This window comes from Burkholderia sp. D-99 (genome assembly GCF_011605345.1).
GTDB lineage: Bacteria > Pseudomonadota > Gammaproteobacteria > Burkholderiales > Burkholderiaceae > Burkholderia.
Map to the genome: position 1 here is coordinate 246,527 of NZ_JAAOXM010000002.1, position 13,471 is coordinate 259,997.

The window sequence follows — 13,471 nt, forward strand, 5'->3', positions numbered from 1 at the left end:
CAAACGGGCCCGGCCCGACCGCACACGATGCTTGCCAACCTCGTCACCCGCCTGCGCGACCGTTTCGGCAAACCGCCGACCCCGCAGGCCTTCGCCGAACGCCTGATCGCCACGCTGCGCGCATCGGGCGACACGCGCACCTGGCGCCATGTGGACGAGAAAGGCTGTCTCGTCCAGTCGGATGCCCCGTCGAACATCATCAACCTGCACAACCTGTTCCGCGACTACGCGGCCGCGAAGCCGTCCGAGCGCGACACCGTGCTGAAACGGCAGGCGAACGCGATGATGGCGCACGAGACCCCGACGGATTTCACCGCCGCGCGCGCGAAGCTGCGGCCCGTGATCCGCAGCGCGACCGAGCGCGGCGTGACCGAGCTGCAACTGGCCGGGCAACCCGGCGTAATGGAACTGGCGTTCCGGCCGCTGTGCGAGAACATCGAGATCGGCATCGCGTACGACGGCGAGTTCAACATCGCGCGCCTGTCGACCTCAACGCTCGACAAATGGGGCATCTCGTTCGACGACGCGTGCGAGATCGCGATCGACAACCTGCGGGCCGCATCGTCGACGCCGTGGGCCGCGCTGCCGAACGGGGTGTTCCTGTCGCAATTCGACGATTCCTACGACGCGGCGCGGCTGCTGCTGACCGACCTGCTCCACCGGCAGCCAATCGCCGGCGCGCCGGTCGTGATGGCACCGAACCGCGCGGTGCTGCTGCTCACCGGCGACCGCAATCCGGCCGGGCTCGCAGCCATGGTCGACCTCGCCGAACAGGCGCAGGCGCAGCCGCGCCCGCTGCCGCCGCTGATGCTGCGCTGGGATGGCACCGCCTGGCGGCGTTTCGTGCCGGAAGGGCTCGAATCGAAGCTGTACGCGCTGCGCATCGGCGAGCTCGCGGGCGACTACCAGGATCAGCAGACGCTGCTCAACGACCTGCATGAACGCGACGGCACCGACGTTTTCGTGGCGACCTACTCGGTGTACAAGCGCCAGGACGGCAGCCTGTTCAGTGTCGGCGTATGGAGCGACGGCGTGCCTACCCTGCTGCCGGAGACGGATATCGTCGCGCTCCATCGCGAGTCGACCGGACAGTCGGCCTACGTGCCGATGGCCGAACTGCTGCACACGTGCGGCGATCTGATGACGGCCACCGGGCATCGCCCGGTGCGTTATGAAGTGAAGGGTTTCCCCGACGACACGCGGTTCGCGGCGCTGCTGGAGCGGTTCGGCGAAGCCTGATGCCGATGCGCGGCTCGCGCGGCGCGCGCCGGCGGCCAGCCACGGGAATGGCCGGCAGCCGTGGGATGCAGATCAGGAATGGACGCGGTCAGATCCCCGCTTTTGGCGCATTCAGGATCAGCCGCAGCCCGAGCAGCGTGATCGCGCCGGCCGCGACGCGGTCGATCCACTTCTTCGCGCGCAGGTAGAGCTCGCGCGGCCGGCGCGTGGAAAAGCACAGCGCGACGATCGTGTACCAGCCGAACTCGACGCCGAACACGAGCGGCGGCAGCGCCAGATAGCACCACAGCGGCGGATGCTGCGGGAGCAGCGCCGCGAAGATGCTGCCGTACCAGATCGCCGTCTTCGGGTTGCTGAGCTGGGTCGTGAGGCCCGTCCAGAACGACTTGCGCGCGCTGCCGCCGGCCAGCGCCTGCGGATCGTCCATCGCGATCGGCCGGTCGGCGCCGCGCCAGATCTTCGACGCCATGTAGATCAGGTACGCGCCGCCCGCCACCTTGAGGCCCACATACAGCCATTCGACGGCCTGCAGCAGCGTATAGAGCCCGGCCAGCGCGACGCCGCCGAACACGATGCCGCCGATGCCCATGCCGAGCGCGGTGGCGAGCCCGTCGCGGCGCGACAGCCCGATCGAATTGCGGGCAACCAGCACGAAGCTCGGGCCCGGGATCATCGCGCCGAGAAACAGCGCAGCCAGGATGGCGAGTACGGCAGCCGATGCAGTCATCGAAATCTCCTTGGTGAGCGACGCCGAATCGCCGACGCCTGCGTGTCGCTTCCGACGGTCGAGCCGCTGATTCTGGCACGCTTTGCGCATGGCCGAAAGCCGCGTTGCGCTGCTATGCTGGCCCTCTTTCCCGCCATTCGCGCCGCCCACCATGATCGAGATCCGCGCCGCCCGCTATCCCGACGACGCCCGCGTCGTCGAGGCGATCTTCCGCGAGTACATCGCGAGCCCGACCGTCAGCCTCGCATTCCAGGACTACGAGCCCGAGATCGCCGCACTGCCCGGCAAGTACGCGGCGCCGCGCGGGCGGCTGCTGCTCGCGTGGCACGGCGAGCGCGCGGTGGGCTGCGCGGCGTTTCGCGAGATCGACGGCACGACGTGCGAAATGAAGCGCGTCTATGTGCGCCCCGAAGCGCGCGGGCTGAACGTCGGCCGCCAGCTCGTCGAACGGCTGCTGCTCGACGCGAAGGCGGCCGGCTATGCGCGCATGTGTCTCGACGTGCTGCCCGAGTTCGTGGCCGCGAGGCAACTGTATGCGTCGCTCGGCTTCACGCCCGCGCCGCCGGTCACGTTCAATCCGGTGCCGGGCACCGAATTTCTCGGGCGGGATCTGTAGCCCTGCGCGATCGGCACCCCCCTCCTTCTTTTAACCGGACACCCCGTCATGCGCGCTATTTACCTGCCCATCATGCTCGTCCCGCTGCTCGCCGCGCTATCGCTCGATGCCCGCGCCGGCGACCTGCCGAAGTCGATCGCCGCGCAGTTGCCGCCCGGCTACCAGCCGCTGCTCGCGCATGCCGGGCCGGATCTCGACAACGGACGGCACAGCTTCCTCGTCGTCGTACATCGAGAGATCGATACGCGCGAGCAACCGTCGCCGCGCCCGCTGCTGATCTTCGAGGAGCAGGCCGACCACGCACTCCGGCTCGCCGCGCGCAACGACCAGGTCGTGCTGCGCGCGAACGAAGGCGGCCAGTGCGATCCGTTCGATCCCGAAGATGCCGCCGACAACGGCTTCGCGGTGAAAGGCCGCTATTTCACCGTGCAGAACTTCGTCGCGTGCGGACAGCACTGGAGCGACTACGTGACATTCCGCTACGACCCGCACACGCGCGGCTGGGTATTTTCGAACCAGATCGTCACCGAATCGTTTCCGCTCGACGACCAGCCCGACCACGTCACCGTCACGCGCGCCGACGCGCACCGGCCGGTGTCGTTCGATCAGTGGAAGCGCAAGGACTGACGCGACCAGGGCAACGCGTCGCGAGCGCTTGTATCGCACGCCGGCCGGCGCGGGCACGGCCGGACTCCGTCGCGCCCCGCCTCTCCCGCTTGTCCCGCTTGTCCCGCTTGTCCCGCTTGTCCCGCTTGTCCCGCTTGTCCCGCTTGTCCCGCTTCTCCCGCTTCTCCCGCTTGTCCCGCTTCTCCCGCTTCTCCCGCCTCTCCCGCCTCTCCCGCCCCGCCAGCGCTCGCGAGCGCACGCCAACAGGGCTACCATAAGCGCTCGCCGTCGCGCGACCGTGCGCCGGCATCGCACGCGGCTCGCCCGCCCGTTCCCTCGCTGCACCCGCACAGGAGGACGTCATGACGCAACACTTCGACGCGATCGTCATCGGCACCGGGCAAGCCGGGCCGCCACTCGCCGCGCGGCTGTCCGCCGCCGGGATGAAGGTCGCGATCATCGAGCGCGGCCGCTTCGGCGGCACCTGCGTGAACACCGGCTGCATTCCGACCAAGACGCTGATCGCGAGCGCGTACGCCGCGCACCTCGCGCGGCGGGCCGCCGAATACGGCGTGTCGGTCGGCGGCCCCGTCACCGTCGACATGAAAGCCGTGAAGGCGCGCAAGGACCAGATCTCCGGCCGCTCGAACCACGGCGTCGAGCAATGGGTGCGCGGGCTCGCGAACACCACCGTGTTCCAGGGTCACGCCCGCTTCGAGCGCGCCGATGCGGTGCGCGTGGGCGACGCACTGCTCGAAGCGGAACGCATCTTCATCAACGTCGGCGGGCGCGCACAGGTGCCTGCGATGCCGGGCCTCGACACGGTGCCGTACCTGACCAACTCGACGATGATGGACGTCGACTTCCTGCCCGAGCATCTCGTGATCGTCGGCGGCAGCTATGTCGGGCTCGAATTCGGCCAGATGTATCGCCGCTTCGGGTCGCAGGTCACGATCGTCGAGAAGGGCTCGCGCCTGATCCGCCGCGAGGACGAGGACGTGTCGCAAGCCGTGCGCGAAATCCTCGAAAACGAAGGGATCGACGTGCAGCTCGACGCGACCTGCCTGAACGCACGGCGCGACGGCACCGGCATCGCGGTCGGCCTCGACTGCGCCGGCGGCGGCCGCGAGGTCGCGGGCTCGCACCTGCTGCTCGCGGTCGGACGCGTGCCGAACACCGACGATCTCGGGCTCGATCGTGCGGGCATCGCGACCGACGCGCGCGGCTATATCGAGGTCGACGAGCAGTTGCGCACGAACGTGCCCGGCATCTGGGCGCTCGGCGACTGCAACGGGCGCGGCGCGTTCACGCATACCGCGTACAACGACTACGAGATCGTCGCGGCCAACCTGCTCGACAACGATCCGCGCAAGGTGTCCGACCGCATCACGGCGTACGCGATGTATATCGATCCGCCGCTCGGCCGCGTCGGCATGACGCTCGCGGAAGCGAAGCAGACGGGCCGCCGGCTGCTTGTCGGCACGCGCCCGATGACGCGCGTCGGCCGCGCGGTGGAAAAAGGCGAGAGCCAGGGTTTCATGAAGGTGATCGTCGACGCGGACAGCCATGCGATCCTCGGCGCGTCGATCCTCGGCGTGACGGGTGACGAAGTCGTGCACGGGATGCTCGACGTGATGGCCGCGGGCGCGCCGTACACGACGATCAGCCGCGCGATGCACATCCACCCGACCGTCTCGGAGCTCGTGCCGACGCTGCTTCAGGATCTGCATCCAGTCGAATGACGCGCCGCCTGACGGGCGGCCGCGCGCGGGTGTCGCAGCAGTGTCACTGCGGTGCCGGGCGGTATGCGAAGATGGCCGCTCGCCACGACACCCGGGAGCGCCATGGACCGCCTGCAAGCGATGCAGATCTACGTACAGATCGTCGAACGCGGCAACTTCACGCAGGCCGCCGACGCGCTGCAACTGCATCGGCCGGCCGTGACGAAAGCCGTGCAGCAGCTCGAACAGGAACTCGGCGTGCGGCTGCTGAACCGCAGCACGCGCCGCGTCAGCGTGACCGCCGAAGGCGAGGCGTTCCATGCGCGCTGCGTGCAGTTGCTCGGCAGCATCGACGACGCGTTCGCGTCGTTCCCGAAACAGCGCGCGATGCCGAAAGGCCGGTTGCGCGTCGACATCGCGCTCGCGCTGGCGAAGACGGTCGTGATTCCGGCACTGCCCGATTTCCAGCAGCGCTATCCGCAGATCGAGCTCGTGCTCGGCGCGAGCGACCAGCCGGTCGACCTGATCAGCGAAGGCATCGACTGCGTCGTGCGGGTCGGCACGCTGAAGGATTCGAGCATGGTCGCGCGCACGGTCGGCGCGGTGCCGATGGTCACGTGCGCGTCGCCCGCCTATGTCTCCCGCCACGGTTTGCCGCGTACGCTCGACGACCTGCGAGCGCATCGTGCCGTCAACTTCTTTACCGGCAGCAATCGCCGCGTGCTCGAATGGACGTTCCGCCCGCACGGCGAAACGGTCGCGGTAAAGCTCGCGAGCAGCCTGCTCACGGACAACTCGGAAGCGCTGCTGTCCTGCGGGCTGGCCGGCCTCGGCATCGTGCATGCGTTGCGGCCCGCACTGCAGCCGAGCATCGACTCGGGCCTGCTGATCGAACTGCTGCCCGGCGTGCCTGCCGTGCCAAAGCCGGTTTCGGTGCTGTACCCGAACCGCGCGCATCTGCCCGACAAGGTGCGCGCCTTCATCGACTGGCTGACCGAGCTGTTTGCGCGGCGTTATCCGGCGTAGAACAGGTGCGCGTCGATTGTTATTCTTCGAATAACAATCAATGATCCGGCCGTGCGTTTATCCGGCACGGGTACCCGCCTACAGTGCTCCTTCATCGACACCCGTTCATTGAAGGAGCCATCCATGTCCCGCATCGTTCGTTTCCACCGCATCGGCGGCCCTGAAGTCCTGCAGATCGACGACGTCGACGTGCCCGCGCCGGGCCCCGATGAAATCCAGCTGCGCGTGAAGGCGATCGGCCTCAATCGCGCGGAAGTCATGTACCGCAGCGGCGAATACACGTTCATGCCGCGCCTCCCCGCGGCGCTCGGCTACGAGGCAGCGGGCATCGTCGCGACGGTCGGCCGCAACGTGACGGCGTTCGCCGAAGGCGATGCGGTGAGCGTCGTGCCGGCGTTCTCGTTCGCCGACTACGGGATGTACGGCGAGCTCGTCAACGTGCCCGCGCATGCGGTGGTCAGGCATCCGGACAGCCTCTCCTTCGAGGAAGCAGCCGCGACGTGGATGATGTTCGTCACGGCCTGGGGCGCGCTGATCGAACTCGGCGGGCTGCGGCGCGGCGACGCGGTGCTGATCGGCGCCGCGTCGAGCAGCGTCGGACAAGCGGCGATCCAGGTCGCGAACTACGCCGGCGCGGTGCCGATCGCGCTGACGCGCAGCGAATCGAAGCGTCAGGCGCTGCTCGACGCGGGCGCGCAGCACGTGATCGTCGGCAGCCCCGCCGACCTGCCGCAGCGCGTGGCGGACATCACCGGCGGCACCGGTGTGCGCCTCGTGTTCGATCCGGTCGGCGGCCCGGACGCGGCGAACCTGCTGCGCGCGCTGGCCACGAACGGCACGTTCTTCCAGTACGGGGCGCTCGACACGCGCGACATCCCGGTGCCCGTGATGGACCTGCTCGCACGCCACCTGACGCTGCGCGGCTACGAGCTGTTCGAGATCACCGGCGACGCGCAGCGGCTCGAGCGCGCGAAGCGCTTCATCGTCGACGGGCTCGCGGCCGGCGCACTGAAGCCGCTGATCGATCGCACGTTCGCGTTCGACGACATCGTGCAAGCGCATCGATACATGGAAGCCGGTGCGCAGGTCGGGAAGATCGTCGTCACGGTCTGAAGGGTGTCGAGCGGACGGCGGGCGGGCCCGTTGCAAGCGACGCCCCGCCCGCCGCCCGCTCAGCCTTCGAAATACCGCGGCCGGTCGATATCGGCCAGCAGCCCCGGCTGCGTCGGCGCCCAGTCGAGCGATGCACGCGTGCGCTCGCTCGTTGCCGGCGCATCCATCCCCGCGAACATCGCGAACCAGCCGAAGTGCTCGGCGGCTTCAGCCGCCGTTTTCGCGACGACCGGCACGTCGAGCCGCCGGCCGATCACGTCCGCGATGTCGCGGAACGGCACGCCCGTATCGTCGACCGCGTGATAGCGCGCACCGGCCACGCCGCGCTCGACCGCGAGCCGGTACACGCGCGCCGCATCGAGCCGGTGCACGGCAGGCCAGCGATTGCTGCCATCGCCGACAAAGGCCGATACCCCCTTTTCCCTCGCAAACGCGATCAGGCGCGGCACGAAGCCGTGATCGCCGTCGCCGTGCACGGACGGCGGCAGGCGCACGACCGACGCGTGCACGCCGCGCGCTTCCAGCGCGACCGCGGTCGCCTCCGACGCACGCGGATAGGTGGACGACACCGGCACGTGCGGATCGTCTTCCGTCGCCGCGCGCCCGGGCGCGACGAGCGCGAGACCCGACGTGACGACCAGCGGCCGCGCCGAGCCCGCGAGTACCGCGCCGATCGTCTCGATCGCGCGACGGTCGAGCTCGCAGTTCTGCGCGAAGCGCGAGAAGTCGTGATTGAATCCCGTATGGATCACCGCATCGGCGGCTTCGGCGCCGCGCGTGAGGCTGTCGAGGTCCTCCAGCGACCCGCGATGGACGTCGGCGCCAGCCGCCGCAACCGACGCGGCGGCCGCGTCGGACCGCGCGAGACCGAGCACCGAGTGCCCGGCGGCAACGAGTTCGGCAACCACGGCGGAGCCGACGAATCCCGACGCTCCAGTAACAAAGACACGCATGTTCAGCACCTCCTGATGGCATGGAGGATTACTATCTGTCGACGGCCGCTCGCGGTGAAGACGTGACGGTTTACCGGTAAACGAACTAACAGGATATGGCCGACGCCCCCGACAACCTGCTCGGCGCGTACCTGCGGGACCGCCGCGAGAAACTCGACCCGGCCGCGCTCGGGCTGCCGGCCACGCGCCGCCGCACGCCGGGCCTGCGGCGCGAGGAAGTCGCGCAGCGCGCGCACGTGAGCGCCGCGTGGTACACGTGGCTCGAACAGGGGCGCGGCGGCGCGCCGTCGGCCGACGTACTCGACCGGCTCGCCCGCGCGCTGCTGCTGAACGACGCAGAACGCGAGCACCTGTTCCTGATCGGTGTCGGCCATCCGCCCGAGGTGCGCTATCACGCACCGGCCAGCGTGACGCCGCGCCTGCAGAACGTGCTCGACTCGCTCGATGCGAGCCCCGCGATCGTGCGCACCGCGACCTGGGACGTCGTCGCATGGAACGTCGCCGCGGCCGCGACGCTGACCGACTATGCGACGCTGCCGCCGCCCGCGCGCAACATCCTGCGGCTGATCTTCGTCGACGACGGCGTGCGCAACGCCCAGCCGAACTGGGAACGCGTCGCGCGCTTCGCGGTGGGCGCGTTTCGCGCGGACGTCGCGCGCGGCGGCGCGACGCAGGCCGTGCAGGCATTCGTCGACGAGATGCGGGCAACGAGCGCCGAATTCGATGCGATGTGGCGCGACCACGATATCCATGCGCACGACGAAAGCACGAAGGAAATCCGCCATCCGCAGGCCGGCCGGATCGCGCTCGACTATTCGGCGTTCTCGGTCACGGGCCGCCCCGACCTGAGCCTCGTGATCTTCACGCCCGCGACGCCGGCCGACCGCGCGCGCATTCGAGCACTCGTCGCGGCCCGCGAACACGCGGGAGAACGGCAGGGAGAACAGCGCGCGCCGGCAGCCTGACGACGCGTGACATCCGCCGCTAGTTCCCCCTTGCCCCCGCCCCGCCAGCCACGCCCATCCGGCCCCCGTCGCCTCGCGCGAATCCATCGCATTCCGCACTGATTCCCAGTCGAATATTTAATTTTCTCCTGGCGTAGCGCGCGCTTACCCTTTCGGCATCGCATCACTGGGCCACCGGCCCCTCCCTGGAGCATCCCGATGTCCGATCCCGGCACCGCGCAAGCTGTCCGCCGCCCGCATGCGGCTTCCGTGTCCTATGGCGCGCTCGCGCTGCTGGTGCTGGCCGGCCTCAACCTGCGTCCGTTCCTGACCGCGTTCGGCCCCGTGCTCGACATCGTGCGCGCCGACACGGGCCTCGGCTTTCGCGCGGCCGCGCTGCTGACCACGCTGCCGTTCGTGCTGATGGGGGTCGTCGCCGGGATCGGTGTCGGACTCGCGCGACGCGTCGGCGAGCAACGCGCGCTGTCCGTCGCGCTGGCACTGATCGCAGCAGGCTGCACGGCGCGCCTGTGGACCGGCGGCAGCGCCGGCCTGATCGCGACGGCCATCGTCGCGGGCGCCGGTGTCGCCGTGGTCCAGGCGCTCGTGCCCGGCCTCGCGAAGCGCTGGTTCGCCGGCCGGCTGCCGCTCGCGATGGGCCTCTATTCGGCCGCGCTGGTCGGCGGCGGCGCATTCGGCGCGGTCGCGAGCCCGTGGCTCGCCGCGCACGGCGGCTGGCATCTCGCGCTCGCCGTGTGGGCCGTGCCGGCACTCGTCACGCTCGCGCTGTGGCGCGCGAAAGCGCCGCGCGACGCCGTGCACGCCGCAGCGGCGTCGGCGCCGCTCACCGCGTTCGCCCGCATTCCGCGTGCGTGGCAGCTCGCGCTGTTCTTCGGGCTCAGCAACAGCGGCTACGCCAGCCTCGTCGCATGGCTGCCCGCGTTCTACCGCAGCATCGGCATGAGCCCGCAAGCGAGCGGCAACCTGCTCGCATGGATGGCGCTGTTCCAGGCGACCGGTGCACTCGCGATGCCGTTGCTCGCGAAACGTTCGCCCGACCGCCGTGCCGTGCTGTGGCTCACGCTCGCGCTGCAGGCGGCCGGCTTCGCCGGGTTCGCGACGCTGCCCGCGTTCGCGCCGTGGTTCTGGGTCGCGAGCGTCGGCCTCGGGCTCGGCGGCTTCTTCTCGATGAGCCTGATCGTCACGCTCGACCACCTGCCCGATGCGCGGCTCGCAGGCGCGCTCGCCGCGTTCGTGCAGGGCATCGGCTTCCTGACCGTCGCGGCGAGCCCCTGGCTGATCGGCTGGCTGCGCGACGCAGGCGGCGGCTTCGCGATCGCATGGTGGATGCATCTCGGCGTGATCGCCGCGATGGCCGCACTGAACGCCGCGTTCTCGCCCGCCGGCTACCGGCACAGCATGGTGCGCATCACCGGCGCCGCCCGCTAAAACCCCCTTCGAATCCGGACGCTTCGCCGGCCGCTTGCGGCGAAGCGTCCAGCCGCCCGCGCGTGGCCGGGCGCGGGCAGTCACGCCTGTCGGCCGCCAGTTCGCTTCACCACAAACAACATCGACCGGTATTGGAGACAATCATGAAAAAGCTCGTTCTGGCCATTGCGCTCGCGCTGACGGCAGGCGCCGTCGCCGCGAAGGACCCGGCCGTCCTGCGCCTCGGCGTCGACCCCAGCTATGCGCCGTTCGAATCGCTCGCACCCGACGGCAAGCTCGTCGGCTTCGACATCGATCTCGGCAATGCGATCTGCGAACGGATGAAGGTGCGCTGCGTGTGGGTCGAGAACGCATTCGACGGGATGATCCCGGCGCTGAAGGCGCGCAAGTTCGACGGCGTGCTGTCGTCGATGAGCGTGACCGAGAAACGCCTCGCGCAGATCGCCTTCACGGACAAGATCAACAACGTTCCGCCCCGGCTCGTCGCGCGGCGCGGCTCGAACCTGCAGCCGACGCCCGAATCGCTGCAGGGCAAGAGCGTCGGCGTCGAACAGGGATCGACGCAGGAGACTTATGCACGCACGTACTGGGAGCCGAAGGGCGTGATCGTCCGCACGTACCAGACGCAGGATCTCGTCTACCAGGACCTGCTGTCGGGGCGGCTCGATGCGTCGCTGCAATCGTCGGTGCAGGCCGATCTCGGTTTCCTGAAAACCGCGAAGGGCGCGAACTTCGCATTCGCGGGGCCGCCGCTGCACGACCCGAAGACGCTCGGCGTGGGCTCGGCGATCGGTGTGCGCAAGGATGACGACGCGCTGCGCACACAGATCAACCAGGCACTCGCGAGCCTGATCCAGGACGGGACGTACCAGCGGATCGCGAAAAAGTATTTTTCATTCGATATCTATAACTGACCGCGGAAGCGGAACACACGAAGGGGCGTGGTACGCGCAAGCACCACGCCCCTTCTTCACGTTCACGACCTGCCGAGGTCGATCGTCGGTCGGCTTTTTCGTAGGACAAACGCAGCGCCCGCCATCCGCACCTCGCGATGCAACGCCATTCCGCGCAAGAAGCCTAACCTTTCGTTTTTCCGTTTCCTGAACTGTCTGAAAGAGATCACGATCCGCTGTCTCGCCAGGCGCCCACTGCCGGATCGCGTAGCGTACCGCTCCCGGGAGAAAACACGATGCGAACGCGCTGCCTTGCTGCCGGATTCATCGGATCCGGTTTCCTTCTGTGCGGCTGCACGACACCCATGGGTCAGCAAGCCGCTTCCGCCGGGACACCGCTGGAATATGTGCAGGCCCCCGATCAGTACGTGATCCCCGTGCCGCTCGCGCCGGCCGTCAAAGCCGGCAATCTTCTGTTCGTTTCGGGCATTCCCGCTTACGACCGGAACGGCAAGCTCGCGGTCGGCGACTTCACCAGGCAGATGACTCAGGCGATGGAGAACGTCACCGGAATCCTCAAGGCCGCAGGCACGGGCTGGGATCGCGTGGTGAAGGTGGATGTGATGCTGGTGCGGCGTGAAGACTTCAAGGAAATGAACCGCATCTACGCGGGTTACTTCCAGGCCGGGAAATTCCCGGCCCGAAGTACCGCAATCGTGGCGTCATTGCCGAATCCGGACTTCCTCGTGGAAATCGACTGTATCGCCGTGGTGGACAAGCGATGAGGCATGTCGCGTACGATCGCGACATGCACGCACCGCCCGCATCGAATGGCGCGACTACGCCGCTCGCTGCAACAGGTCGGTCGCGAAAGACTTCGCGTGTTCGACAGCCTCCTGCGCGTCGCCGAACACACCGAGCTGATCCCAGTGCTCTTCGGCCGCATACGTTCCCTTCACGGCGAGCGCCCGCTGAACGCTCAACTGCGCCGCGTATTTGCCATCCTCCAGCGGACGGGCCGTCGCAACCACCTTGTGCGGCGGGCTGGCCCGCTCCGGCTGAATCAGCTCGACCGCCCCGCCGGCCATGTCGACATTCATCAACTCGTTCCTGGCTTTGCAGTCCGGGCAGTAGAAGCACCACCCCGCATCCTCCTGATGGGGCCTGATCTGCCCGCGAGCGAGCACGGCGCGGCATTCAACGTTTTCGCAGATGAACGGCATTGCAGTCTCCGAAGTTGTTTGTGGAAAATCCTAGCATGTCCGTCGACGGTCAACCACCGGCATCGTCATCGACTTGACCGCCGTGCCGGTGATTCGAGCCGCCGCGACGGTCAGGCGACCACCATAGCTCTTGACACACCGCGCACGCGGGTCGACCGGGCGCTCGCGAACCGGATGTCACCCGGGATAAACTGTCTGCCCGACCCACGAACCGAGCAATCCTCCATGCTGATCCGCGTTGCAACCCTGTCCGATGCCATCCCGCTGGCCGAATTGAAGCGCGACACGTTTCGCGAAACCTTTCTGGAGGATGGCTTCGACATCGACTACCCACCGAACGACCTGGCTGCGTACGAGACCCGCACCTATTCGGTGGAAGCGATCACGGGCCAGCTCGACGATCCCGAGTGCCGCACGTGGGTCGCTGAAAGCGACGACGGGCAGCTGGTGGGTTATGCACACGTGGGGCCGTGCAAGCTCCCGCACCCGGAAGTCGCCGACGGTTCGGGGGAGATCCATCAAATCTACCTTCGGCGGGATACGCAAGGGACCGGCGCCGGGCGCGCGTTGTTCGACTCCGCACTGGACTATCTCGCAACGGAACGCCCCGGCCCGGTATGGCTCGGCGTGTGGTCCGGCAACGCGAAGGCCATCGCGTTCTATGAGAAGGCCGGGTTCACGCGCGTCGGCACGTACGATTTCAAGGTCGGCGATTCGACCGATCTGGAATTCATCTACCGTCGCTGACGCGATGGATCGAGAACCGGGGCGATTGACGCGCCCCGGCCGATCGCGTTATCTTGAATTTATGCAGCTCGATCCGATCCCCTTCGCAAGCATCACCACAACGACGACCATCGGCAACGGTGGGTCGTCCGGGATGCGCACGCGGTAATCTTCGCAGCTGCATGTCACCAGGGCCCCGCCGGCAAAAGACGGGGCTCTTCGCATTTGCGGCGCC

General features: G+C 68.3%; 14 protein-coding genes. 11 read left to right on the forward strand and 3 right to left on the reverse strand.

Features of this window, described 5'->3' with window-relative positions; all coding sequences use genetic code 11:
• Positions 1-27 precede the first annotated feature (27 nt).
• Positions 28-1,239, forward strand: coding sequence for a DUF1444 family protein (locus HAV18_RS08170; protein ID WP_166954579.1), 1,212 nt, complete (start codon positions 28-30; stop codon positions 1,237-1,239).
• Between the two features lie 88 nt (positions 1,240-1,327).
• Here the strand turns inward: HAV18_RS08170 and HAV18_RS08175 are convergent, their stop codons facing one another.
• Entirely contained in the window at positions 1,328-1,966 is a 639-nt protein-coding gene (locus HAV18_RS08175) for a LysE family translocator (RefSeq protein ID WP_166954580.1), read from the reverse strand.
• Positions 1,967-2,117: 151 nt separating this feature from the next.
• Between HAV18_RS08175 and HAV18_RS08180 the strand changes: the two genes are divergently transcribed.
• The 5 genes from HAV18_RS08180 to HAV18_RS08205 all read left to right on the forward strand — a co-directional run bounded on the left by HAV18_RS08180 (position 2,118) and on the right by HAV18_RS08205 (position 7,048).
• Positions 2,118-2,582 (forward strand): GNAT family N-acetyltransferase, encoded by a 465-nt coding sequence (locus HAV18_RS08180; protein WP_166954582.1) that lies wholly within the window; start codon positions 2,118-2,120, stop codon positions 2,580-2,582.
• Between the two features lie 48 nt (positions 2,583-2,630).
• Entirely contained in the window at positions 2,631-3,209 is a 579-nt protein-coding gene (locus tag HAV18_RS08185; RefSeq protein ID WP_166954583.1) for a hypothetical protein, read from the forward strand.
• A gap of 341 nt (positions 3,210-3,550) precedes the next feature.
• Positions 3,551-4,930, forward strand: coding sequence for an FAD-containing oxidoreductase (locus tag HAV18_RS08195; RefSeq protein ID WP_166954585.1), 1,380 nt, complete (start codon positions 3,551-3,553; stop codon positions 4,928-4,930).
• 102 nt (positions 4,931-5,032) lie between these two features.
• A complete protein-coding gene (locus HAV18_RS08200) occupies positions 5,033-5,935 on the forward strand; it encodes a LysR family transcriptional regulator (protein WP_166954586.1) in 903 nt (300 codons plus the stop codon).
• A gap of 123 nt (positions 5,936-6,058) precedes the next feature.
• Positions 6,059-7,048 (forward strand): zinc-dependent alcohol dehydrogenase family protein, encoded by a 990-nt coding sequence (locus HAV18_RS08205; protein ID WP_166954588.1) that lies wholly within the window; start codon positions 6,059-6,061, stop codon positions 7,046-7,048.
• A 59-nt stretch (positions 7,049-7,107) separates the two neighbouring features.
• Here HAV18_RS08205 and HAV18_RS08210 read toward each other — a convergent pair whose 3' ends face one another.
• Positions 7,108-8,001, reverse strand: a complete 894-nt coding sequence (locus HAV18_RS08210) for an SDR family oxidoreductase (protein ID WP_166954589.1) — start codon at positions 7,999-8,001, stop codon at positions 7,108-7,110.
• Positions 8,002-8,096: 95 nt separating this feature from the next.
• On the opposite strand from HAV18_RS08210, the gene HAV18_RS08215 reads away from it, so the two are divergent.
• From HAV18_RS08215 to HAV18_RS08230, 4 genes are all read left to right on the forward strand, one after another.
• On the forward strand, positions 8,097-8,966 hold the full coding sequence (locus HAV18_RS08215; protein ID WP_166954591.1) for a helix-turn-helix transcriptional regulator: 870 nt from the start codon (positions 8,097-8,099) through the stop codon (positions 8,964-8,966).
• A 198-nt stretch (positions 8,967-9,164) separates the two neighbouring features.
• Complete coding sequence (locus HAV18_RS08220; RefSeq protein WP_166954593.1) at positions 9,165-10,394, forward strand: cyanate transporter; 1,230 nt, start codon at positions 9,165-9,167, stop codon at positions 10,392-10,394.
• A gap of 143 nt (positions 10,395-10,537) precedes the next feature.
• Positions 10,538-11,308 (forward strand): ABC transporter substrate-binding protein, encoded by a 771-nt coding sequence (locus HAV18_RS08225; RefSeq protein WP_166954595.1) that lies wholly within the window; start codon positions 10,538-10,540, stop codon positions 11,306-11,308.
• A 344-nt stretch (positions 11,309-11,652) separates the two neighbouring features.
• The gene (locus tag HAV18_RS08230) at positions 11,653-12,072 is read left to right on the forward strand and encodes a RidA family protein (RefSeq protein ID WP_243771577.1); all 420 of its coding nucleotides are present in this window, start codon (positions 11,653-11,655) and stop codon (positions 12,070-12,072) included.
• A 54-nt stretch (positions 12,073-12,126) separates the two neighbouring features.
• Here HAV18_RS08230 and HAV18_RS08235 read toward each other — a convergent pair whose 3' ends face one another.
• The gene (locus HAV18_RS08235; protein WP_166954599.1) at positions 12,127-12,510 is read right to left on the reverse strand and encodes a hypothetical protein; all 384 of its coding nucleotides are present in this window, start codon (positions 12,508-12,510) and stop codon (positions 12,127-12,129) included.
• A gap of 18 nt (positions 12,511-12,528) precedes the next feature.
• Here HAV18_RS08235 and HAV18_RS08240 point away from each other — a divergent pair, with 18 nt between their 5' ends.
• Positions 12,529-13,257, forward strand: a complete 729-nt coding sequence (locus HAV18_RS08240) for a GNAT family N-acetyltransferase (protein ID WP_243771578.1) — start codon at positions 12,529-12,531, stop codon at positions 13,255-13,257.
• Positions 13,258-13,471 lie beyond the last annotated feature (214 nt).